The 21,325-nt window shown below is 71.8% G+C and carries 22 protein-coding genes; 12 read left to right on the top strand and 10 right to left on the bottom strand.

The annotated features are described in order from the left end of the window. Positions 1–19: 19 nt before the first annotated feature. Genes BKA14_RS19510 through BKA14_RS19520 form a run of 3 tightly spaced genes read left to right on the top strand, consistent with a single transcriptional unit; the run spans position 20 to position 3,065 of the window. Positions 20–1,081, top strand: a complete 1,062-nt coding sequence (locus tag BKA14_RS19510; RefSeq protein WP_184952362.1) for a TetR/AcrR family transcriptional regulator — start codon at positions 20–22, stop codon at positions 1,079–1,081. Then, the gene (locus BKA14_RS19515; RefSeq protein WP_184952363.1) at positions 1,078–1,620 is read left to right on the top strand and encodes a transcriptional regulator; all 543 of its coding nucleotides are present in this window, start codon (positions 1,078–1,080) and stop codon (positions 1,618–1,620) included. Before BKA14_RS19510 ends, BKA14_RS19515 begins: the two co-directional genes overlap by 4 nt. Beyond that, positions 1,617–3,065 (top strand): PEP/pyruvate-binding domain-containing protein, encoded by a 1,449-nt coding sequence (locus BKA14_RS19520; RefSeq protein ID WP_184952364.1) that lies wholly within the window; start codon positions 1,617–1,619, stop codon positions 3,063–3,065. The genes BKA14_RS19515 and BKA14_RS19520 overlap by 4 nt, the downstream gene beginning before the upstream one ends. A gap of 15 nt (positions 3,066–3,080) precedes the next feature. Here the strand turns inward: BKA14_RS19520 and BKA14_RS19525 are convergent, their stop codons facing one another. From BKA14_RS19525 to BKA14_RS19545, 4 genes are all read right to left on the bottom strand, one after another. Then, entirely contained in the window at positions 3,081–3,356 is a 276-nt protein-coding gene (locus BKA14_RS19525) for an SCO0607 family lipoprotein (protein WP_184952365.1), read from the bottom strand. 39 nt (positions 3,357–3,395) lie between these two features. Beyond that, positions 3,396–3,734 (bottom strand): PRC-barrel domain-containing protein, encoded by a 339-nt coding sequence (locus tag BKA14_RS19530; protein WP_239093016.1) that lies wholly within the window; start codon positions 3,732–3,734, stop codon positions 3,396–3,398. 61 nt (positions 3,735–3,795) lie between these two features. Then, a complete protein-coding gene (locus BKA14_RS19535) occupies positions 3,796–4,950 on the bottom strand; it encodes a GAF domain-containing sensor histidine kinase (RefSeq protein WP_184952367.1) in 1,155 nt (384 codons plus the stop codon). A 1,031-nt stretch (positions 4,951–5,981) separates the two neighbouring features. Continuing rightward, entirely contained in the window at positions 5,982–6,620 is a 639-nt protein-coding gene (locus BKA14_RS19545) for a GntR family transcriptional regulator (RefSeq protein WP_239093000.1), read from the bottom strand. A gap of 79 nt (positions 6,621–6,699) precedes the next feature. Here BKA14_RS19545 and BKA14_RS19550 point away from each other — a divergent pair, with 79 nt between their 5' ends. After that, positions 6,700–7,200: a YbhB/YbcL family Raf kinase inhibitor-like protein gene (locus BKA14_RS19550; protein ID WP_184952370.1), complete on the top strand. Its 501-nt coding sequence runs from the start codon at positions 6,700–6,702 to the stop codon at positions 7,198–7,200. Here BKA14_RS19550 and BKA14_RS19555 read toward each other — a convergent pair. Next, positions 7,190–7,765 (bottom strand): NAD-dependent epimerase/dehydratase family protein, encoded by a 576-nt coding sequence (locus BKA14_RS19555; RefSeq protein WP_184952371.1) that lies wholly within the window; start codon positions 7,763–7,765, stop codon positions 7,190–7,192. The two genes, BKA14_RS19550 and BKA14_RS19555, sit on opposite strands and share 11 nt — an antisense overlap. 43 nt (positions 7,766–7,808) lie before the next feature. Between BKA14_RS19555 and BKA14_RS19560 the strand changes: the two genes are divergently transcribed. The 6 genes from BKA14_RS19560 to BKA14_RS44160 all read left to right on the top strand — a co-directional run bounded on the left by BKA14_RS19560 (position 7,809) and on the right by BKA14_RS44160 (position 14,863). After that, complete coding sequence (locus BKA14_RS19560; protein ID WP_184952372.1) at positions 7,809–8,165, top strand: hypothetical protein; 357 nt, start codon at positions 7,809–7,811, stop codon at positions 8,163–8,165. After that, entirely contained in the window at positions 8,166–8,546 is a 381-nt protein-coding gene (locus BKA14_RS19565) for an SRPBCC family protein (RefSeq protein WP_184952373.1), read from the top strand. A gap of 774 nt (positions 8,547–9,320) precedes the next feature. Next, complete coding sequence (locus tag BKA14_RS19570; protein ID WP_184952374.1) at positions 9,321–11,747, top strand: transglycosylase domain-containing protein; 2,427 nt, start codon at positions 9,321–9,323, stop codon at positions 11,745–11,747. 123 nt (positions 11,748–11,870) lie between these two features. Continuing rightward, a complete protein-coding gene (locus BKA14_RS19575; protein WP_184952375.1) occupies positions 11,871–12,308 on the top strand; it encodes a hypothetical protein in 438 nt (145 codons plus the stop codon). Continuing rightward, positions 12,305–14,566: a putative bifunctional diguanylate cyclase/phosphodiesterase gene (locus BKA14_RS19580; protein ID WP_184952376.1), complete on the top strand. Its 2,262-nt coding sequence runs from the start codon at positions 12,305–12,307 to the stop codon at positions 14,564–14,566. Before BKA14_RS19575 ends, BKA14_RS19580 begins: the two co-directional genes overlap by 4 nt. Before the next feature lie 168 nt (positions 14,567–14,734). Continuing rightward, positions 14,735–14,863 carry a hypothetical protein gene (locus tag BKA14_RS44160; protein WP_260416544.1) on the top strand — a complete coding sequence of 43 codons (129 nt, stop codon included), beginning with the start codon at positions 14,735–14,737 and terminating at the stop codon, positions 14,861–14,863. Positions 14,864–14,873: 10 nt separating this feature from the next. Here BKA14_RS44160 and lexA read toward each other — a convergent pair whose 3' ends face one another. The 4 genes from lexA to BKA14_RS19600 form a co-directional block, all read right to left on the bottom strand. Further along, a complete protein-coding gene (gene lexA, locus BKA14_RS19585; protein WP_184952377.1) occupies positions 14,874–15,515 on the bottom strand; it encodes a transcriptional repressor LexA in 642 nt (213 codons plus the stop codon). A 47-nt stretch (positions 15,516–15,562) separates the two neighbouring features. After that, the gene (locus tag BKA14_RS19590) at positions 15,563–16,258 is read right to left on the bottom strand and encodes a GAF and ANTAR domain-containing protein (RefSeq protein WP_184952378.1); all 696 of its coding nucleotides are present in this window, start codon (positions 16,256–16,258) and stop codon (positions 15,563–15,565) included. Between the two features lie 19 nt (positions 16,259–16,277). Continuing rightward, a complete protein-coding gene (locus tag BKA14_RS19595; RefSeq protein WP_438861892.1) occupies positions 16,278–17,072 on the bottom strand; it encodes a SigB/SigF/SigG family RNA polymerase sigma factor in 795 nt (264 codons plus the stop codon). A gap of 185 nt (positions 17,073–17,257) precedes the next feature. Next, positions 17,258–17,821 carry an ANTAR domain-containing protein gene (locus BKA14_RS19600; RefSeq protein ID WP_184952379.1) on the bottom strand — a complete coding sequence of 188 codons (564 nt, stop codon included), beginning with the start codon at positions 17,819–17,821 and terminating at the stop codon, positions 17,258–17,260. A gap of 405 nt (positions 17,822–18,226) precedes the next feature. On the opposite strand from BKA14_RS19600, the gene BKA14_RS45140 reads away from it, so the two are divergent. Beyond that, entirely contained in the window at positions 18,227–19,735 is a 1,509-nt protein-coding gene (locus BKA14_RS45140) for a GGDEF domain-containing protein (RefSeq protein ID WP_184952380.1), read from the top strand. On the opposite strand, the gene BKA14_RS19610 is transcribed toward BKA14_RS45140, so the two are convergent. Further along, positions 19,670–20,950 (bottom strand): cytochrome P450, encoded by a 1,281-nt coding sequence (locus BKA14_RS19610; RefSeq protein ID WP_184952381.1) that lies wholly within the window; start codon positions 20,948–20,950, stop codon positions 19,670–19,672. The genes BKA14_RS45140 and BKA14_RS19610 overlap by 66 nt on opposite strands. A gap of 55 nt (positions 20,951–21,005) precedes the next feature. Here BKA14_RS19610 and BKA14_RS19615 point away from each other — a divergent pair, with 55 nt between their 5' ends. Then, positions 21,006–21,302 carry a hypothetical protein gene (locus BKA14_RS19615; protein ID WP_184952382.1) on the top strand — a complete coding sequence of 99 codons (297 nt, stop codon included), beginning with the start codon at positions 21,006–21,008 and terminating at the stop codon, positions 21,300–21,302. Positions 21,303–21,325: the final 23 nt, after the last annotated feature.

The raw sequence follows: 21,325 nt of genomic DNA on the forward strand, positions 1-21,325 counted from the left end.
TGGGTGTATCTTTCCGCGTATGAGGTTGACCCGGGCGCAGCAGCAGGAACGGACCAAGGAAGCCGTGCTGTCCGCCGCCGCATGGGAGTTCACGCACTTCGGCTACGCGGCGGCCAAAATCGACCGGATCGCCGAACGAGCCGACCTCACCCGCGGCGCCGTCTACTCGAACTTCCCCAGCAAACGGTCGCTCTACTTGGCCGTCCTGCTGGCCGCGGCCTCCCGGCCCGTACCCGGCCCACGCTCCGCACCGGCTGACGTCGCCTCCGCCGCGGAAAGCTTCGCCCGCGTCTGGCTCGAACGGCTGCCGCTCGCCGCCGACGAGACCGACGCCGGCCGGCTCGCCGCGCGCTCCCTGACCGGGGTGGTCGATGACGACCGGAGCCGCGCCGCCCTGGCCCAGATCACCCGGGTCGAGGCGCTGCTGCTGGCCCTGGCCCTCGAATCGGCCCCGGCCCCCGGCACCGGCCGCCGGGTCCGCGCGGCCGAGCTGATCCTCACGATGCTGCAGGGCGCGGCCCACCTGGCCGAGACCACGCCCGGTTTCGGCGACCCCTTCGACATCGCCCTGGCCTGCCGTCACCTGACCGCGCTGCCCCTGACCGACGACTGGCCGCCACCCCACCTGCCGTTCGTCGCGCCGGCCCGCCCGGTCCGCGAGCCGTGGGATGTCCCGGAGCGCCTCACCGACGTGCTCAGCGGCCGCCCGGCCGGTCTCGGCGACGACGGCGTGCTCGTCGTGCTCGGCACCGACCGCCTCGCGGCCACCGAGGAAGCCGTGCGCGCGGCCCGCCCCGGCGACACGGTCACCGTCGCGCACGTCACCAGCGACCCGGCCGAGACCGGCGCCCTCGTCCGGCTGCGCCTGACCGACCTGACCACCAGCCTGCGCCGCGTCTTCGGCCCCGCCGTCCGGCCCGCCCTGCGCGTGGTCCTCGACGATCGGGGCGTCCTGGCCACGGCCATCGGCGCCCCGGCGGCCGACACCACCGAATCCGCCGTACGGATCCACGCCGGCCGGATCGTGGCCCGCGCCGACGGCCGCGGAGCCGGCCACGCCGCGGCCGAGGCATCGTCATGAACGACGTGCTGCACACGCTGCGCTGCATCGGGCACGCCGACCTGAGCCGGATCGCCGCCACCGCCGGCCGGCCGGAAACCGACGTCGAGTCCGACCTGATCGACCTGGCCGTCGACGGGCTGGCCACCCGCTCGATGGGGACCTGGGGGCTGACCGAGGCGGGCCGGGCAGCCGCCGGAGAAGCCACGGCCGCCGAACTCGACGCCCTCGGCGCGCGGGCCACGGTCACCACGGCGTACGAGACGTTTCTCAAGCTCAACCCGGAACTGCTCGACCTGTGCTCCCTGTGGCAGCTGCGTGACGACACCATCGACCCGGCCCGCGTGCTCGACCGCTTCACCGACCTCAACCGGCGCGTCCAACCGGTGCTCGAAGCCCTCCCCCGCCTCGGCCGCTACCGCCAACGGCTCGACGCGGCCCTGCGAAGCGCCCGCGCCGGCGCCCTGGAGGAACTGACCGACTCCCTGACCTCCTACCACGTGGTCTGGTTCCAGCTCCACGAAGACCTGCTGCTCACCCTGGGCATCCCGCGCACATGATCTTCGAGGTGAAGGCCGCGCTCGACGAGCCCGCCGACATGATCGGGGCCAAGGCGCACGGGCTCGTCCAGCTGCTGCGCCTCGGCCTGCCGGTGCCGCCCGCCTTCGTGATCGGCACCCCGGCGTGCCGCGCCTACCTGCGCGACGGCCGGCTCCCCGACGGGCTCGACGCCGCGACCGACCGGCTCGGCGCGGCATCGGTGTCGGTGCGCTCCGGGGCCGCCGTGTCGATGCCCGGCATGATGAACACTGTCCTCGACGTGCGGGGCCCGATCGCCCCCGCCGTCCGCGACGTCTTCGCCTCCTGGCACACGCCCCGCGCCGTCACCTACCGCGCACTGCACGGCATCCCCCACGACGCGGGCACCGCCGTGATCGTCCAGACGATGGTGCACGGCGACCGCGACGACCACAGCGGCAGCGGCGTTGCCTTCAGCCGCGACCCCGGCACCGGCCACCCCACCCCGTACGGCGACGTCCTGCCCCGCCACCGTGGCGACGCGGTGGTCTCCGGCGCGTTCAACACGTCACCGCCGGCCGTCCTCGCCTCGCGCGAACCCGCCGTCTGGTCCACCTTGACCGCGGCGCTGACCACCCTCGAACAGCACTACCGCGACGCCTGCCACGTCGAATTCACGTACGAGTCGGGCCACCTCTGGTTGCTCCAGGTCCGCCCCGGCGGCCTCACCCCGCGCGCCCTCGTCCGCGTCACCGTCGACCTGGCCGACGAAGGCCTCATCGACCGCCGGGAAGCCGTCCGCCGCATCACCCCGTCCCAGCTCCGCGCCGCCGCCACCCCCCACATGGTCATCCGCTCCCCCGACGCCCCGTCACCTCCCGAACGGGCCACTGCACCGCCCCACGGACGGCCGGCTCCTGCCGGCGCGCCTCAACCGCCGCTCCACGAACGGCCGGCTCCTGCCGGCGCGCCTCAACCGCCGCTCCACGAACGGCCGGCTCCTGCCGGTGCAGTCGAGTCACCGCACGCTTTCGCCGGCCCGGCCGGGTTGGTGGCGCGCGGGCGGGGCGCTTCTCCCGGCGTGGTCACGGGACGCGTTGCGCTCACGGCCGAGGCAGCCGTTCGCATGCGGGGGCCGGTCGTGCTGGTGCGACCCGAGACCTCGCCGCTGGACATGCACGGGCTGGCCACGGCCGTCGGTGTCGTGACCGCCCGGGGCGGACTGGCCAGTCACGCCGCGGTCGTTGCGCGGGCCTTGCGCAAACCGGCGGTGGTCGGCGCTTCCGGCCTGCACGCACTGGCCGAGGGCACCGAGATCACGATCGACGGCAGTAGCGGCGAGATCGCCCTGGGCGCTCAACCGTTCACCACAGCGGCCGCCGACCCCCACATCGCGCGCCTGCTCGCCTGGGCCGACACGATCTCCGGCGACCACTCCCCGCGCCCCGCCGAGGCCCGTCTGGCCGCCGCCCGAGCACTTCTCTGATCGCGGGCACGAATATCAGGAGCTGATCGTCCGGCCCGAACTGTCGATCGTGTGGCTGCGCCAATAGACGTCCCACTCGTCGTCGACGTGCTCCGGCACCTGCCCGTCCGGGAAACGCGTGAACCCGGACGGCGGCTCCTCATCCTCGGGCACGCACTGCCGGCCGCTACCGCCGGTCTGCAGCACCGGGTAATCGCCGGACCCGCAGATGGCGTCCTTCGTGCAGCCGCCGAGCAGCAGAGCCACACTGGCGGCAACCATGGTGAGCACGACGGGCCGGCGCAATCTCATGCGCCGATTGTTCCCGGTCACGAGACCCGGCGAAACAGCTCAGCGGCGGGCCAGGCGGCGTTCCCCGGCCAAACCCGTCTGGTAAGGCAGGTTGTAGTGCGCGAAAACGCCCGGCTCGTCCGCGGCGGTCAGCTCGCCGTCGATCTCGATCGTGGGGGCGTCGCCGATGAGCTTCTTGCCGTAACGCACCCGTACGGCGTCGGGCCGGACCGTGGCCCCGCCCAGCGGCACGAAAGCCAGCCGGTGCCGGCCGATGAAGCCGACTTTCACTGTCGCGAAGGCCGGCTCGTCGGTGGCGGTGTCCACATACACCGCCTCCAGCTCACCGATCTTGTCGCCGTCGGGGTCGATGACCTTCTCGCCACGCCAGTCACGCAAATTCTCAGCCGCAAACATGCACCTCAGATGCCCTGCCCCGGCCACCGCAAAACCGTGTCGCTCAGCCGAAAACGATGCGCGCGACCAGGCCGCCGTCGAACGGGCTGGCGAACGTCAGGTCCGCGCCCTGAGCCGCGACGATCCGGCGGGTCACGGCCAGCCCCAGGCCCATGCCGGGAGCTTCGTTGCGCCGGGCCTCGGCACCGCGGAAGAACGGCAGCCCCAGCTGGGTCAGCTCCTGCTCACCGAGACCCGGCCCGAAGTCGCGGATCTCCACCACCGGCTGCAAACCGGCGGCGACCGACACGACCACCGGGTGATCGGCGCGGCTGTACCCCAAGGCGTTGCTCAGCAAGTGACCGATCGCCACCTCGAGCAGCTGCGGGTCGGCGTGCACGGGAACCGGGCGGCCAGGGCCGTCCACCACGATCCGCGACGCGGCCGGGCCCAGCGACCCCGCCACCGACGCGATCAGACGGGACAGGTCGACCGTGCGGCGATCACCGACCGGCTCCCGGTGGTGCTGCTGGGCGGCGCGCAGCAGGGTGTCGACCGTACGGCCAAGACGACCGGCGTTGCGGCCGATCGCGTCGAGCTGCCGGGCGAACACGGGCGGGATGGCCCCCGGCACATCGGTGAGCAGTTCGACGTAGCCCTGGATCGCGGTCAGCGGCGTCCGGAACTCGTGCGACATCGTCGCCAGCATGTCCTCCTGCCCGGCCAGTTCGAGCGGCGACCGGTTGTCCAGCAGGTGGCGCAGGCCCGTCTCGGCATCGACCCGGCGGGCCAGCCGCTCCAGGTAACGCCGGGTGGTCTCGCCGTCGAGATCCCGCCGGCCGTTGTCGAACACGCACAAAGCCCCCACGATGTGCCCGTCGTGCCGCAACGGCGCAGCCGCGATGAAGTTGACGTGCGCCGCCCCCGACACCAGCGGATGATCGGCCAGCCGCGGGTCGTGCGAGGCGTCATCGACCACCATCGTGTCGTTACGCCCGGCCACAATGTCACACAACGACCGCGACTTGGGCACGTCGACCGCCATCGGCATCCCCAGCGTCGCCGCGAAGTGCGCGTGCGCCTCGTCGGCCACCTTCAAGGCCACCATGGGGGCCTGACACACGTCGGCCACGAGCTCAAGGATCTCCGGCACATCCGACACTGCGGCCCGGTAACTCCCCGCCGCCACGTGCCGCAGTTCACCGCCAGACGCCACCATGACTTTCCCTCCCGCCGACTCCGTTTCCCGTACGGAACAGTCGATCGGCAGCCCCGCTCCCTACTGCAGAAGCTCGCCCGGTGCAGCCCGGGAGCGTCCCTTCTGCGGCCCGGTTGCCCGTCGTGCCTTCCCTCGCCGTGGGCGGCCGGCTGCCGCTCGCCGTTGAGCGGCTCTGCTCCTCTCACAGCACGCTGCTCGCTTGCTGACGCGCGGGTCTCGGGGCGTTGTCCTCCGCAGGCGGCCCCTCTGGCCGGCGGGCGGTTCTCGGAGCGTTGTTCCTCTCACGCACGCTGCTCACTCGCCGTCGCGGGGGTCTCGGGGTTGTTCGTAGGCCGCCGTGCGCCAGCGTCGCGCGCTTTCGGCGCGTCGTTCTCTCGCAGCACATTTCTTGTCCACTGTCGCGCGGTTCTTGCTTACCGTCCGTCCGCCAACGGCACCGCTTGCCGTTGCGGCCCCCACAGCCCGCTGGGCATCCTAGGAGGCTAGGATTGGACAACGGCCGAGCTGATACGTGTCGCAGGTGGGGTGAGGCTGAGGGAGCCGGCCCTGGAGGGCTTGGACCCGGCGAACCTGGCCAGCCGGACAAGGCAGGGCGGAGCCGGACCGGGCGAAGCCGGACCGGGCGAAGCCGGACCGGGCGAAGCCAGACCGGGCGAAGCCAGACCGGGCGAAGCCAGACCGGGCGAAGCCAGACCGGGCGAAGCCAGACCGGGCGAAGCCAGACCGGGCGAAGCCGGGTGAGCCGAACCGGACAGGCGGAGCCGGGTGAGCCGGGCAGGGCAGGGCGGAGCCGGGTGAGCCGGGCAGGGCGAGCCGTACCGGGCAGGGAAACCGAGCCGGGCAGGGGGAAGCCGAATTGGCAGAGGTGAAGCCGAGCGGGGCATGGTGAGCCGAGCCGGGCTGGGTGAGCCCCGCCGGGCTGGGTGAGCCGAGCCAGCCGGAGTTGAGCGAGGCGGGCAGGCCGGGGCCTGGCCGAAGTGGGCGGGGCCGAACTGGGCAGGGCGGGACCTGCGCGCTGATCGCCGGCCCGGTCAGGTTTTGGGCAGAGACTCGGCTGTGCGGAGGACGTGGCGGCGGAGCAGGTCGGCGGCCTGGTCGGCGTCGCGGGACAGGGCCGCCGCTTCGAGGGCCGCGTGTTCGGCCGCGGCGTCACGTCCGAGGTCGCCGTGGGCGGACCAGCGGCGGGTCAGTTCGCTGGCTGTCCAGAGGCGGTCGAAGCTTTCCAGCAGGACCTGGTTGCCGCAGGCGGACAGCAGTGTGCGGTGGAACAGGCGGTGTGCTTCGGACCAGGCGTCGCTCAGGTGGGTGTCGCCTTCGCGGTCGAAGTGCGGGGTGCCGGCCAGCCGGTGGTGGGCGGCCCGTACGGCAGCTTCCCATTCCAGGTCGCCGCGGGCCAGGGACAGGCGCAGCGTCGCGGGTTCGACTATCGCGCGGGCTTCGGCGATCTGCTGCCAGCGTTCGGCGGTGGCGGCGGGCACGGCGAAGCCGCGGTTGGGCAGCCGATCGGCCAGTCCTTCCCCGACCAGGCGCAGCAATGCTTCGCGGGCGACGGCCAGGCTTACGCCGTGCGCGGTGGCCAGTTCCTGCGGTTTCAGCGCCTGCTGCGGACGGAATTCGCCGCGCAGCACGGCTGTGCGCAGGGCCGCGTAAACCCTCTCGGACGGTGTCACGCTCATCACTCTACCGCAGATAATCGATTATCTGTAGTTTAATCGATAGCGACGGCGAAGAGAGACGGAGGAGAAAGAGATGAACAACCCGTTCGAACGACTTCCCGAGGTTCCGGCCTTCACCCTGACCAGCACGTCGGTCAAGGACGGCGAGCCTCTTACGGCCGCGCAGCTCTCGGGTCAGGACCGGTCGCCCCAACTGAGCTGGTCCGGCGCTCCGGACGGCACGACGAGCTACGCCGTGACCGTCTACGACCCGGACGCCCCCACCGGCTCCGGTTTCTGGCACTGGGCGGTGGCCAACCTCCCCGCCTCGGTCACCTCGCTGGCCGAGGGCGTGCAGGACCTGCCCGCCCCGGCCTACCAGCTGCCCAACGACGCGCGGCTGGCCCAGTTCATCGGCGCCGCCCCGCCGGCCGGCCACGGCCCGCACCGCTACTTCATCACCGTGCACGCCCTCGACGTCGAGGACATCGGGGTGCCTGCCGACGCCACCCCGGCGATCCTCGGCTTCACGATGGCGGGCCACATCCTCGGCCGCGCCACGATCGTGGGGACGGCGGAGACCGTCAGTCCGTGATCTCCAGGACTCCGGCCGGGGCGCCGAGCAGTTCGACCGTACGGGAGGCGGCTTTCTCAATGGCGATCTGTGGCGGGCCGGGCGGTGCGTCCTCGTGGAACGTGCCCGGCCCGTAGAACTGGCCGTAGCGGAGAACCACTCCCCCGTACGCCAGCGTCTCGCGTTCCAGCGCGGCCACCCCGTCGGCCCCGGGCCCCGGGGCGGCCGGCCACGCGATCGACTGGGACAGCAGGCGCGGGGAACCGGCCTGCCGGGCCGCGGCGATCAGGTTGCCGGTGCCCTCGGTGCGGATGCGGCCGTTCCGGGCCTGGTGCTCGGCGATCCGGGCGGCGTCGTCGGGCAGGTCGGTCAGCTCGTTGAGGATCAGGTCGGGGGCGAACGCCCGTACGGCCTCGATGACGGCCGCGCGGTCGAAGACGTCGCACACGATCGGCTCGGCGCCGAGCGACGCGACCCGCGCGGCCTGCGAGCGGGTCATGCCGCCGACAGTGTGACCCGCCGCGACGAGCAGCGGTACGAGTCGCCGGCCGATAACGCCCGACGCGCCGGCCAGGAAGATCCTCATTCCGGGCAGAGTAGTGCGCGCCCGGGCGGGGTAGGGGAACCGCATGGCCAAGTACGAGGTCAACGACGCGGCCGTGCGGCGGGCCCGCGAGCTCATCGCGTCCAAGCAGTACGTCCTGGACAGCGACTGGGGCAGCGTGCAGCCGCGGGCCGACGCCGAGAACACGTTTCTCGGCAGGCATTCGTGGGCCGACTACTCCGCCTGGCATCTGGGGCTGACCGACGGCGCGGCCGAGGAGACCAAGGCCCGGTACGCGTTCGTCTACGGCGATCTGCGACGGCTGCACCGTACGGGCCTGATCGCCTGCGTCTATCGGGCCTCGGAGTGGCGGCACAAGGACATCGAGCTGGCCGCACACGATCTGCTGCAGGAGCTCGACGCCAAGGCGGGCATCAAGTAGGTGCGACGCCATCTGGAAGTGTGCGGGCCTCGGGACGCCGCCGATGTCTGGGACCGGTACGTGCGGCCGGCGCGCTGGGCCGAGTGGTCGCCGCAGATCCGGTCGGTCGACTACGCGGAGCCCGAGCTGCGGGAGCGGACCGGAGGGGTCGTGCACGGGCCGTTCGGCGTACGGGCGCGGTTCTTCGTCGCGCGGGTCTCTCCGCCGCAATCGTGGTTGTGGGATGTGTTCGTCGCGGGCGCCGCCGTCGAGTTGTCGCACCGGGTCGAACCGGTGGCGGAGGGGACAAGGACCACGCTGACGATCCGGGGCCCCGGCCCGCTGGTGCTGCCGTACGTGCCACTGGCCCGCCTGGCCCTGCGCCGGCTTGTCAGCGATTGACCTGCCGCACAGTACGCACCCTTTTGCAGGCCAAAGCCCGGTACTTCCTTTTTCCCGAACCAGTGGCGACCGCCCGTAACCACTCGCATACGCGGACATACCGGCGACGCGCCGGAAGCCCAGGGCTTTTCGGTTCGAACCTTTTAGTCCGTTTAGACCGTTTTTAGGGGCGATCGACGGGGTAAACGGAGCACCGGGAGGCCGGTGTGGCGCTTACCACTCCCTATGCCCGAGCCCGCCCGCAACCCCCGCCGCCGATCCACGAACCCGCAGGCCAGCGCGCTGTGGCCACGAGCGCTGGGCATCACGGCACGAACGGGGAGCGAACCCTGCCCGTACGGCGGGAAAACCGCCCGGAGGCCCCCGGAACCACCCCTGACCGGCCCGGCGACCACCGCCGCGGAAAACCAAGGGGGTGAATCTCCTCCCCCGCGCAGCCGGTGCACACCCTTACCATGTCTTCCCGAAGCTCGGCATCATCAGGCGCGCGACTTATTGTCCGGTCTTGACAAAGTCGTGTAGTAAAGAGATCCACTTCAGCGACGACGAGGACAGATGAACCCCTACGGCGATCCGCACTCCGCGAGCGCCCGGGCCGGCGGGCCCGGTTCCGGTTCTGCCCCTGTGCGGGGCAGCAGCAGCCCGGCTCCCGCAGGTGGCGCGTCCAGCGGACGGGCCTCGGTGGGTTCGGCCTCGGTGGGTTCGGCCTCCGTCGGATCGGCCTCCGTCGGTTCGGCTTCGGTGGGCGGCCGCGCCTCAGTCGGTTCGGCCTCGGTGGGAGCAGCCCCGGTCGGGTCGGCCTCGGTGGGCGCGGCGCCGGTGGGCGGCCGCGCGTCGGTCGGCTCGGCCTCGGTGGCCCGCGCCGCGGTGCGCCCCAAGCCGCCGGGTGAGCAGTCCCCGGCCGGCCCCAAGGACCCCAAGGCCACGAAGAAGGCGGCCAAGAAGCGCCGCCGCACCAACCTGCTGACCGTGGCCGCGGCCGTGCTCGTCATCGTGCTGGGCGCCGGCGTGGTCGGCGGGGCCTACTTCTTCGACGACGTGAAGTTCACCGAGCCCAAGTCCGAGGATCAGGTCACGCAGATCTTCGCGGCCGACAACAAGACGCAGATCGCGACCATCGGCAACTCGACCCGCCAGCAGGTGCCGTACGCCAGCATCAACCCGGTCATCGGCCAGGCGGTCATGGCGGCCGAGGACAAGAACTTCCTCGACCACAACGGCATCGACATGAAGGGCATCGCCCGCGCCGCCTGGAACAACTTCACCGGCGGCGACCAGCAGGGGGCGTCGACGATCACCCAGCAGTACGCGCGGCACGCCGCCGAACTCAAGGAGATCAGCTACAACCGCAAGCTGCGCGAGGCCGTGATCGCCCGCAAGATGGAGGACCAGTACTCCAAGGGCGAGATCCTGGGCCGCTACCTGAACTCGGTGTATTTCGGCCGCGGCGCGTACGGGATCGAGGCGGCCGTGAAGGCGTACTTCGGCCCGAACCGCTCGGTGCTGACCAAGCCCGGCACCAAGGGTGCGATCACCGCCGCCGAGGCCGCCGTCATCGCCTCGGTGATCAAGCAGCCCGAGCCGTCGAAGACGCATCAGGGCTACGACCCGCAGAACAATCCGACGGATGCCAAGATCCGCTGGCAGTACACGATCAACAACATGCTCGAGAAGGGCTGGATCAAGACCGCGCCGGCCAAGTACCCCACCGTCGCGAAGTTCAACCCGGACGCCTGCCGCACCTCCTGCGGCAACGACAAGGCCACCGGCAAGATCGTGAAGTACGTCAAGCAGGAGCTGCGGGCCATGGGCATCAACGACGCCCGGCAGAAGAGCGGTGGCCTGCGGATCACCACGACGATCAACCCGGGCGTGCAGAAGGCGGCCGAGACCGCGGCCATGCGCACCAGCGACAAGTCGCCGCTGCGCAAGCTCGACGCGACGTACAAGACGGCACTCGTCGCCGTGGACCCGACCAACGGCCACGTGATGGCCTACTACGGCGGTCCGGACGGCGTGGGCTGGGACTACGCCGGCCCGAACTACAACAGCGACGGCGACTTCATCGGCGGCGGCCGGCCGCCCGGCTCGTCCTTCAAGATCTACACGCTGCTGGCCGCGCTGAGCGACGGGTACGGCTTCGACACGACGTGGGACTCGGAGGCCAAGAAGGTCGGCGGCGACGCGATCAACAACTCGAGCCGCACGAACTTCAGCTGTGACAAGCGGCGCTGCCCGCTCGACGAGGCCACCATCCAGTCCTACAACTTCCCCTTCTACCACCTGGCCGCGGCGCTCGGCCCCGACAAGGTGGCGGAGGCGGCTTACAAGGCCGGTATCCAGTACATCTCCAGCCCGACCAAGATCGGCGCCCGGGTCGACCTCACCAAGACCAAGGGCGACGCGCTCAAGCAGTACGGCAACGAGATCGGCTACGGCCAGTACGCGATCACCGCGCTCGACCACGCGAACGGCGTGGCCACGCTGGCCAACGAGGGCCGCTTCACCCGGGCCCACTTCGTCAAGTCGGTGGCCGAGCGCGACGAGAAGACCGGCAAGTTCAAGACGATCCACTCCGAGCGGGTCGTGTTCAACCCGTCCTTCGACCCGGGCGTGGTGGCCGCCATCGACAACGTGCTGGAGAAGATCCCCGGCAAGAACGGGCAGAACCTGCGCAACGGCTACGACGCGATCGGCAAGTCCGGCACCTGGGAGTACAAGGACGGCAAGAGCGGCCAGAACGGCGACGCCTGGTGGGTCGGCGCCACCCCGCATCTGGCCGCCACGGTCTGGATCGGCCGCGAGAAGCAGGTCAAGGACCAGATGCAGCTGCTGCCGATCTACAAGCCGAACAGCAAGAAGGGCATGACGGGCGGTTCCACCCCGGGCGACACCTGGAAGGTCTTCATGGACCTGGCCAACAAGGCCCTGGACGCCGAGAAGACCCCGTTCCCGCCGGACGTGAAGGTCGGTGACCCGAACAAGAAGGGCAACGGCCTCGACCCGCTGCCCGAGGCCCCGACCAACGGCTGCATCCTCGGCGGCACCATCTGCCCGCCCGGCACCGACCCGAACAACCCGGGCGGCACCGTCACCCCGCCGGTCAACGGCCCCGGCAACCCGGGCACCGGGCTGCCGGACGGGGGCGGCAACGGGGCCGGCAACGGCAATGGCAACGGCAACGGGCGCAACAACAACTGAGCCGATCTTCACCTATGGCGACTGAGCAAGTTCGGAGAGTGACCGAAACCTCATAGATCCGTCCCCCCTGCCGAAGTGATCCGCGACGACGTTGGCGACCACTTCCACGGACGGAGGCCTCAGGTGACGGCCGAACCGCGCACCAGCCAGCCCTGGCTCAGCCCCTCCACGCCGGCCGCCGCCCGCCAGGTCCACCAGGCGCCGCTGCAGGGCAGCCGCCAAGGGCTGGCGGAGCGGTACCAGGCGGCCGAACGTCCCGCGTCGCGTCCGTTCGGGGCCCCGCCCACCTCGGCCTACCCGGGCCGCCAGCCGGCGCCGGGCGACTTGTTCGCGGCGCCCAGCGCGCCGGCGCCGAGCGCCTGGCCGGTGGCCGTCTGGACGTTCCTGTTCGGGCCGCTCGCGATCATCTCGGTGATCAATCGGGGGAACAAGGCGGGCCGGATGGGGCTGGCCCCCACCCCGTACTGGATGGCCTTCGGCATCACCACTGCGGTCAGTTTCGCGCTCGGCTGCGCCCTCTACATGGTCGTCTTCGTGGCCCTGGGCCTGTACACGCCGTGACCGGCCGGGCCGAGCGGCTCCTCGACGCCGCCGTCACAGGTTGCGGGATCCTGCTCGCGGCCTTCGGTGTCTTCTATCTCGGCGGCTGGGGCGAGGACGAACTGCGGCAGCTCGTCACCGACGGCGTCTACCTGCCGGTGGCCACGCTGGCCGTCGTGGCGGGCGTGCACCTGGTCCGCCGGGGCAGGCTCGACCAGCGCGGCCGCCGGGCCTGGACCCTGATCACCCTCGCGTTCGTCTGCCAGCTCGTCGCGCATACCACCTGGTTCGTCGAGGACAACTTCCTCGGCGGGCCGGGATACCCGGCGGCCGCCGACTACTGGTTCCTGGCCTTCGTGCCGTTCCTGTTCGCCGGTCTGCTGCTCATCTCGGGTACCAGGCGCACCCGGGCCGAGCGGACGAAGCTGGTGATCGACTCGCTGATCGTCGGCACCGGCACCTTCATGGTCGCCTGGTATCTGGTGATCGGCCCGGCGCTGCGGGTCGAGGACGCCACCGGGCTGCAGATCGCGATGTCGGCCGCGCTGCCCGTGGGGGACCTGCTACTGGTGCTGGCGCTGGCCTCCGTGCTGCTGCGCCGCCGCGGGCGCCACGACGCCACCCTGCTGCTCGCGGCCGCGGTCGCGACCTACGTGGTCGCCGACTTCGCGTACAGCTGGATCACGCTGAACGACCGGTTCGTCGGCGGCACCTGGCCCGACCTGTTCTGGCTGACCGGCTGCTACCTGTTCGTGCTGGCCACCCGCCGCCGCCATGCCGAAGGTGTCACCGCGGGCGCCGAGCGCACCGGCCGGCGGCGGATCAGCCTGCTCCCGTACGGGGCCAGCGCCATCGCGTACGGCCTGCTCGGCTACCTGGCCCGCGAGCAGAACCTCTACCCGCTCGGCGGCATGATCATCGGGGCCATCGTGCTCACCTCGCTGGTCATGGCCCGCCAGATGTACGCCCTGAGCGAGAACCGCCGGCTGGCCGTGACCGACCCGCTGACCGGCCTGGCCAACCGCACCCTGGTCGGCGAGCGCCTGGCCGAGCTGGCCGCGCAGCCGCCACGCGACGACCGGCACGGCGCGGTGCTGCTGATGGACCTCGACCGGTTCAAGCCGATCAACGACCTGTACGGGCACAAGGCGGGCGACGCCGTGCTGCTGGCCGTGGCCGGCGTGCTCACCTCGGTGATCCGCTCCGGCGACACCGCGGGACGTCTCGGCGGCGACGAGTTCGCCGTCGTGCTGACCGGGCTGCCCGGCCGGGACGCCGCCGGGCAGATCGCCCGGCGCATCGTCGACGCCCTGGACACCCCGGTGGTCTTCGGCGACGTCCTGCTCACCGTGGCCGCCAGCATCGGCGTCGCGTTCCGGGAGGACGGCGCCGACACGGTCGAGGACCTGCTCGCCAGGGCCGACACCGCCATGTACGCGGCCAAGCGCGCGGGCCGCGGCCGCTATCAGGTCTACACGCCCGAGCTGGACACCCGGGCCCGCGACGCCGAGCTGCGGCACGCCGTCGCCGACGGTCAGCTGGTGCTGCACTTCCAGCCCTCGGTCGACCTGCGCGACGGCACCGTCGTGGCCGTGGAGGCGCTGGTGCGCTGGGACCATCCCGAGCGCGGCCTGCTGCTGCCGGGCGCCTTCATCGACCTCGCCGAGGAGACCGGCGCGATCGTGCCGGTCGGCGAGTGGGTGCTCCGCGAGGCGTGCCGGCAGGCCGTCCGGTGGCGCGCGGAGGTCCCGGCCGCCGCGGAGATCTACCTCAACGTGAACCTCTCGCCCCTGCAGGTGAAGCAGAGCGGGCTGGTGGAGGTCGTCACCGGGATCCTGGACGAGACCGGGTTCCCGCCCGGCCGGCTCGTGCTCGAGCTGACCGAGGGCATCGTGCTGGAACCCGACGAGGCGACCCTGGACCGCCTGAACTCCCTGTGCGCGATGGGCGTCAACATCGCGGTCGACGACTTCGGCACCGGCCACGCGGCGATCAACTACCTGCGGCTGCTGCCGGTGACCGTGCTCAAGGTCGACCGGTCCTATGTCACGGGCATCGACGACGACCCGCGGGCCTACGCGGTGGCGCAGGCCGTGGTCGGGCTGGGCGCGGCCTTCGGCATGCACGTGGTGGCCGAAGGCGTGGAGACCACCGCGCAGGCGGACCGCCTGATCGAGATGGGCTGCCGCTACGCGCAGGGCTACCTCTACCACCGGCCGCAGCCCGGGGACGAGCTGACCGCCCTGCTGCGCCGGGCCGGCCTGCCGGTCCCGCGGTGATCCGGCGGGCCTGGCCGCCCGGCGGGCGATCGGGCGCCGTGGCTGTGCTTCGCGCTGGGGCTGCTCGGCACGACCCTGGCCACGCTGCCGCTGCAGGTCGGCGCCGACTGGCTGGCCGACGACGGGCCGGACCTGGCCGACCCGCTGTTCCTGGGGTTCTATCCGGCCATGGCGACCGGCCTGGCCCTGATGATCAGGCAGTCGCGGCGGCGCACCGACCGGGCGGCCGTGGTCGACGCGCTCACCGTCACCGCCGGCTTCCCGCAACGCTTACAGCGCGTGGAAAGAGGACCATGACAAAGCCCTGCTAGGTGCGGCGCAGCACGGAGACGACCTTGCCCAGCACCACGGCCCGGTCGCCGTCGATGTTCTCGTACGCCGGGTTGCGCGGTTCCAGCACGACGTGCCCGCCGCGGCGGCGGTAGACCTTCACTGTCGCCTCGTCGTCGATCATGGCGGCCACGATGTCGCCGTTGAACGCCTCGTGCCCCTGCTTGACCACGACGATGTCGCCGTCGCAGATGGCCGCGTCGATCATCGAGTCGCCCCGCACCCGCAGGCCGAACAGGGTGCCCCGCCCGACCAGGTCGCGCGGCAGCGGCAGCACCTCGTCGGTGTGCTGCTCGGCCAGGATCGGCGAACCGGCCGCGATGTCGCCCAGCACCGGCACCCCGATGGTGGCCTCGGTGCGCTGCCGCGGCACGGGCTGCAGGAACATGCGGACGTCGATCGGCCTCGTGGCCCGCCCCCGGCGCAGGAAGCCGGCGTCCTCCAGCGCGCGCAGGTGCCGCCCGACCGACGAGGGGGACGCGAGCCCGACGGCGTCGGCGATCTCGCGGGTGGACGGCGAGTACCCGTACCGCTGGGCCCACTGCTGGATGACGGTGAGGATCTGCCGCTGCCGCTCGGTCAGCGTCGACGTGTCGTAGTAGTCCTCGTCCATCAGCATTCAATGATCTTGCCGAATCGCCCGCGACGGGTCACGCAGGCGCGCCGTCAGCGGGGGCGCGAGGCCTGCTCGACCAGGGCCGCGGCGACGTCTCGCAGCTTGCGGTTGGCGTGCTGGGAAAGCTTGCTGAGGCGGGCGAACGCCTCGTCCGGCGAGCACCGCTGCTCGGCCATGATGATGCCCTTGGCCTGCTCGATGGTGGCGCGGTGGGCCATCGCCTCGCGCATCTGCCGGGCCAGGGTGGCCGTGGAGTCGAAGGACTGGGCGTTGGCCAGGGCGACCGCGGCGTAGCCGGCGAAGCTCTGCACGACCGTGACCGCGTGGTCGTCGAACGCGTCCACACGCCGCGAGTAGAGGTTGAGCGCGCCGGTCACCGCCTCCTGCACCGGCAGGCCCACCGACAGCGCGCTGGCCAGCCCGGCCTCGGCGGCCCGGTGGATGTAGCGCGGCCACCGGGTCTCCCGGGCCACGTCGGGCACCAGAACCGTGGCGGTCGTGGCCGCGGCCTCCAGGCAGGGACCGCCCTGGTTCTCGTACTGCCATTCGTCGAGCGTCTTGGCCAGGTCGCCGGTGGTGGCGGCACTGCCCGCCGACCGCACGCCGACGAGGGTCACCGACGCCTCGCCGGCTCCCTCGACGGTGTCACGGGCGAGCGTGGCCACCCGCAGCAGCACGTCGTCGAGCGATGTCTCACTCAGCCGGATGCGGCCCAGTTCGGCCAGCGCGCCCTGCGGGTCGGTCATGCGCCCAACTTATCGCGCCCTAGCCGTCCATCTGATCCCGGAGCTTGGCCAACGCCTGGGTGAGCAGCCGCGACACGTGCATCTGGGAGATGCCGATCCGTTCGGCGATAGCGGACTGGGTCAGCTCGCCGTAGAACCGCAAGGCCACGATGGTGCGTTCGCGGTCGGTCAGCGTGGCCAGGGCGGGCGGCAGTGAGGCGCCGAACTCGGCCAGCGCGAACCCGTTGTCCTCACCACCGAGCGTGTCGCCCAGCGTCAGGTCCTCGCCGTCCCGTACGGGGGAACTCAGCGAGTCGGGACGGTAGGCGTGGCCCGCCTCCAGCGCCTCCAGGATCTCCTCCTCGCCCACGCCCAGGTGGGCCGAGATGTCGGCGACCGTGGGGGCGCGGGTCAGCGTGTGCTCGAGTTCGGTGCGGGCGTGGCCGATGGCCATCCGCAGTTCCTGCAGCCGGCGCGGGATCCGCAGCGTCCACGAGCGGTCCCGGAAGTAGCGCTTGATCTCGCCGAGCACAGTCGGGATGGCGTACCCGGTGAAATCGACCCCGCGGCCGGCGTCGAACCCGTCGACCGCCTTGATCAGGCCGACGGTGGCCGTCTGCAGCAGGTCGTCGAACGGCTCGCCGCGACCGACGTAGCGACGGGTGAGCCGGTGGGCCATGGGCATCCAGGCCTCGATGGTGCGCCGGCGCAGGGCGGGCCGGTCGGGGTGCTCGGCGGGCATCGCGGCCAGCGCCTCGATCAGCGCGGTGGCCTGCCGGTCCTCGTCCGTGACCTCGAACGTGCGTCGTCGGGCCGGGCGGGTAATGACGGTCACGGTGTCTCCTTCACAGCACTTACGTGTGTGGTCCCGCGACGTGCGGCAGACACCGGGTACGGCGCGTCGAACCGCGACAGCGAAAAATCGCACGTCGAGGGTCGGCGCCTTCTTGACCGATAGCCAGGACGCTACCCGAACATCCGGGTGTGTGCCAACCGAAAGTATGAGTCTCGTTCGACTGATCAGCCGACCGTGTGCCGGCCGAGGTCGGTCACGAGGGCCGCGGCCACGTCGCGCACCTTGCGGTTGGCGTCCTGCGAGGCCTTGGTCAGATAGGCGAATGCCTCGTCGGCCGTGCACCGCCGCTGTGCCATGATCACGCCCTTGGCCTGCTCGATGACCGCGCGGCTGCCCATGGCCGCCTGCAGCTGCGAGGCCAGCAGCACAGCGCTGTAGAACAGGTGCGCATTGGCCACGGCGACGGCCGCGTGATCCGCGAAAGCTTCCGCCCGTACGGTGTCCTCGTCGCTGAACCTGCGCGCCGGGCGCCCGAAGATGGTCAGCACACCGGTCTGCTCGGCCGACACGGGCAGTTTCAGCGCCAGCACCGTGGCCGACTCGGACGGCTCCCCGAGGGACGCCGCGAGGTACGGGCCGGAGTCACCCTCCAGGGTGATCGCGATCGCCTCCGCGCCAGGCACTGCTTCGCAGGCCAGTGCGGCCACCCGGTCGAGAAAGCCGGCCAGGGTCGTCTCGGCGAGCCGGATCCGCCCCAGCGCCGCGACGGCATTCGGGTCGTGCGTCATGGATGTCGAACAGTCCTTGCAGCGGTCGGGGCCGCGACGGCGGCCGGGACGGGCGGGTGGACGGGCCCAGGAATGCCTGAAATGCCCGCTCCCGCGCCGCTGCTTGACGCGAGACGGCCGGTCCTCGAAGGAGGCCGACCGCAGGAGAACGATATTACCCACCGGATCCGAACGGTCGCGCGCCAACCTCCGGTCCATCGCTTGAGAGAAAGCGCTTCCCGTCTCAGCCGCATGGCCCACACGTGGTGCCGATCGACGCCGCGGCGTTCTTGGCCTGGGACGACCGCGCCGCGGGGCAACGGGTGAAGAACGGCCTGACGCAGCGGGTGAATTCTGAGTTCGGCTCCGACCCGCCCCCGGCCGGTCGATCATGAGCTGGTCGAGACAACCGGCAGGGGGTACGCGGTGGATAGGTGGCGGTTCGCTGCCTGGCAGGTGTACCTGGCCGTGTGTGCCGCCGCGGCGGTCGTCTACTACGTGTTCCCCGCCGAGGGTGTGCAGGCCGCCATCGTGGCCGGCGTCGGGATGTCGGCCGCCGTGGCGATCATGGTGGGCGTGCGGCGCCACCGGCCCGCCGTACGGTGGCCGTGGTATCTCATGGCGGCCGCGCGGGCCTGTTTCGCCCTGGCCGAGGTGGCGTACTGGATCCAGCACTTCACCACCGGCGGCGACGTCTTCCCCTCGTACGTGGATCTGCTCTACCTGAGTTTCGCGGTGCTGCTGGCGATCTCGGTCGTCGGGCTGGTGCGGGCCCGCCGCCCCGGACGTGACCTGCCCGGCCTGCTCGACGCGCTGGTGCTGTCGACCGGCGCGGCGATGCTGGCCTGGGTGTTCCTGATCGTGCCGTACGTGCGGGCCGAGGACCTGAGCCCGATGGCCCGCGCCGTCTCGCTGGCCTACCCCATCTCCGACCTGCTCGTCCTGGCGGTGCTGTCCCGCCTGGTCACCGGCAAGGGCGACCGCCCGCCGGCCTTCCGGCTGCTCGTCGCGAGCATCGCCGCGCTGCTGTACGCCGACATCGGCTACGCACTGCTCGAACTGAGCATCGGCTACACCGCGGGCAACATCGTCGACCTGGGCTGGATCGCCATGCAGGCGCTGGGCGGGGCGGCCGCCCTGCACCCCTCGATGCCCACGCTGGCCCGGCGCAGCCCCGAGACCGCCGAGGGCCCGGCCCCCCGGCGCCGGGTGGCCGCCCTGGCCGTGGCCAGCCTGATGGCCCCGGCCGTGCTGGCCATCGAGTGGCTGCGCGGCATGCCGATCGACGTCCCGGTCATCGTGGCCGGCTGCACGGTCCTGTTCCTGCTGGTCATCGCGCGTCTCGACGGCCTGGTGCGGCTGCTGGCGGGCGCGCTGCGGGCCGTCGAGGAGCAGGCCACCACCGACCAGCTGACCGGCCTGGCCAACCGCCGCCGGTTCCACGACCGGTGGGCGTCGGCGCTGGGCCAATCGGTCGGCCCGACCGCGCTGCTCTACATCGACCTCGACGGTTTCAAGCCGGTCAACGACACGTGCGGCCACGAGGCGGGCGACGCGGTGCTGGTCGCCGTGGCGGAGCGGGTCAACAGCATCGTCCGTACGGGAGATGTCGTGGCCCGGCTGGGCGGCGACGAGTTCGCGGTGATCCTGCCCTGGACCGACGACGAGACGGCCACGAAGGTGGCCGGCCGGATCGTGGCGGCGCTGTCCGAGCCGTTCGACACCCCGGCCCGCCCCGTCTACATCGGCGCCAGCATCGGCGTGATCACCGCCCGCTCGGGCGCCAACCCCGAGACGGAGCTGCGCCGCGCCGACACGGCGATGTACACGGCCAAGAACGCCGGCCGCAACCGCGTCCACCACGATGATCTATCGGCGGCGCACGACCGCCAGTCCGCCCCGGGCCGGGGCCACGGCGATGCCCCGGTTGTGTGAGCGCTCGGGCGCGCCGGTGGCCGGTTCGAGCACGAAGTCGCGCAGGATCGTCCGCAGCACGACGCGCATCTCGAGCGACGCGAACGCGGCCCCGAGACAACGCCGCACACCCCCGCCGAACGGGATCCAGCCGTACGTGTCGGCGCGCGCCCCGGCGTACCGGTCCGGGTCGAAACGCTCCGGCTCGGGAAAGAGCGTCGCGTCGTCGTGCAGCAGGGCGATCGACGCGGTGACCACCGTGCCGCGGGGCAACGTCCAGCGGCCGATCCGCAGCGACTCCGCCCGCACCTGACGCGAGGTCATCTCGATCACCGGGCGCACCCGCTGCACCTCGGTGATCGTCGCGTCGAACAGGTCGTCCCCGGCCCCGGCCAGCCTCGCCAGCACCTCCGGATGCCGCCGCAGCCGCTCCACCGCCCAGGCCAGCGTGGTCGCCGTGGTCTCGTGCCCCGCCGCGAGCAGGGTCAGCAGCTGATCGGCGATCTGACCGCGGCTCATCGCCGACCCGTCGTCGTAGCGCGACTGCACCAGCATGGCCAGCACGTCGTCGCGCTCGGCCAGCCGCGGATCGGCCTGCGCCCGGTCCACGAGCACGTCCACGATCTCGTCGTAACGCCGCCGGTGCCGCGCGAACCGGGCCCCCGGCCCCCGCCCGCCCAGATCGAGCCGCAGCGCCGGCACCACGGCCAGCACCGAACCCAGCTTGACCGCCTGGGGCAGCAGCACCCGCAACTCGTCGAGCTCGGCCCCGTCGGCCCCGAAGACCGCGCGCAGGATCACGTTCAAGGTGATCCGCATGGTCGACGGCATGACCGGGAACTCCCGCCCGATCGGCCACGAGGCTGTTTCCCGCCGCGTCTCCTCCTCGACGATCCCCTCGTACGCCCGCAGCCGGCGCCCGTGGAAGGGCGGCGTGAGCAGTTTGCGCTGCCGGCGATGCTCCTCCCCCGCGATCGCGAACATCGAGCCCGGCCCCAGCACCGAGCCCAGATTGGCGTCCGGGGTGTCGGCGAGCTCCGGCGCCGCCTGCAGCAGCTCCCGCACCTCCTGCGGGTCGGACAACATCACCGTCCGCCCCAGGTTCAACGACTGCACGGTGAACGCCGAGCCGTACCGGTCCCGCAGCCGCCGCAACGTCCCGCGTCGCGACGCCGCGAACTGGAGCACCTGGACGAGGCGTGGACTGCTGGGCCCGTCCGGAAGAACCACGTCCATCGATCCACCGTACGGTCCCGCCGCCCCGAAAGGAACGCTCGGTAACCTGGCAACCATGCGTATCCCCACGGCGGCGATCACCGCAGGCTCCCTCATCGGCGGCTGGCAACTGGCCCGGCGCACCGGCATCCGCCCCCTGGGCGGCGCGGTCCTGGCCGCGGGCGGCCTCGTCGCGGGCCGCGAATGGTCCCGCCGCACGACTCCCGCCGTCACGACGGCCCTGGTCGCCACCTACGTCGGGGCCTTCGGCCTGTCCCACCCCCTGGCCAAGAAGATCGGCTCCTGGCCCGCCGTGCTGGCCGTCTCGGCCGCTACCGCCGCCATCACCTACGCCACCGCCGACCGCCGCTGACCCGTCAGACGCGCATTGCGGGC

Source organism: Paractinoplanes abujensis (genome assembly GCF_014204895.1).
Lineage (GTDB): Bacteria > Actinomycetota > Actinomycetes > Mycobacteriales > Micromonosporaceae > Actinoplanes > Actinoplanes abujensis.

Bases quoted from the DNA above. Each gene is read 5' to 3' on its own strand.
- BKA14_RS19510 (WP_184952362.1), top strand. From the start codon at position 20: ATGAGGTTGACCCGGGCGCAGCAGCAGGAACGGACCAAGGAAGCCGTG.
- BKA14_RS19515 (WP_184952363.1), top strand. From the start codon at position 1,078: ATGAACGACGTGCTGCACACGCTGCGCTGCATCGGGCACGCCGACCTG.
- BKA14_RS19520 (WP_184952364.1), top strand. From the start codon at position 1,617: ATGATCTTCGAGGTGAAGGCCGCGCTCGACGAGCCCGCCGACATGATC.
- BKA14_RS19525 (WP_184952365.1), bottom strand. From the start codon at position 3,356: ATGAGATTGCGCCGGCCCGTCGTGCTCACCATGGTTGCCGCCAGTGTG.
- BKA14_RS19535 (WP_184952367.1), bottom strand. From the start codon at position 4,950: ATGGTGGCGTCTGGCGGTGAACTGCGGCACGTGGCGGCGGGGAGTTAC.
- BKA14_RS19550 (WP_184952370.1), top strand. From the start codon at position 6,700: ATGAACAACCCGTTCGAACGACTTCCCGAGGTTCCGGCCTTCACCCTG.
- BKA14_RS19555 (WP_184952371.1), bottom strand. From the start codon at position 7,765: ATGAGGATCTTCCTGGCCGGCGCGTCGGGCGTTATCGGCCGGCGACTC.
- BKA14_RS19560 (WP_184952372.1), top strand. From the start codon at position 7,809: ATGGCCAAGTACGAGGTCAACGACGCGGCCGTGCGGCGGGCCCGCGAG.
- BKA14_RS44160 (WP_260416544.1), top strand. From the start codon at position 14,735: ATGGCGACCGGCCTGGCCCTGATGATCAGGCAGTCGCGGCGGCGCACC.
- lexA (WP_184952377.1), bottom strand. From the start codon at position 15,515: ATGCTGATGGACGAGGACTACTACGACACGTCGACGCTGACCGAGCGG.
- BKA14_RS19590 (WP_184952378.1), bottom strand. From the start codon at position 16,258: ATGACCGACCCGCAGGGCGCGCTGGCCGAACTGGGCCGCATCCGGCTG.
- BKA14_RS19600 (WP_184952379.1), bottom strand. From the start codon at position 17,821: ATGACGCACGACCCGAATGCCGTCGCGGCGCTGGGGCGGATCCGGCTC.
- BKA14_RS19610 (WP_184952381.1), bottom strand. From the start codon at position 20,950: ATGGACGTGGTTCTTCCGGACGGGCCCAGCAGTCCACGCCTCGTCCAG.
- BKA14_RS19615 (WP_184952382.1), top strand. From the start codon at position 21,006: ATGCGTATCCCCACGGCGGCGATCACCGCAGGCTCCCTCATCGGCGGC.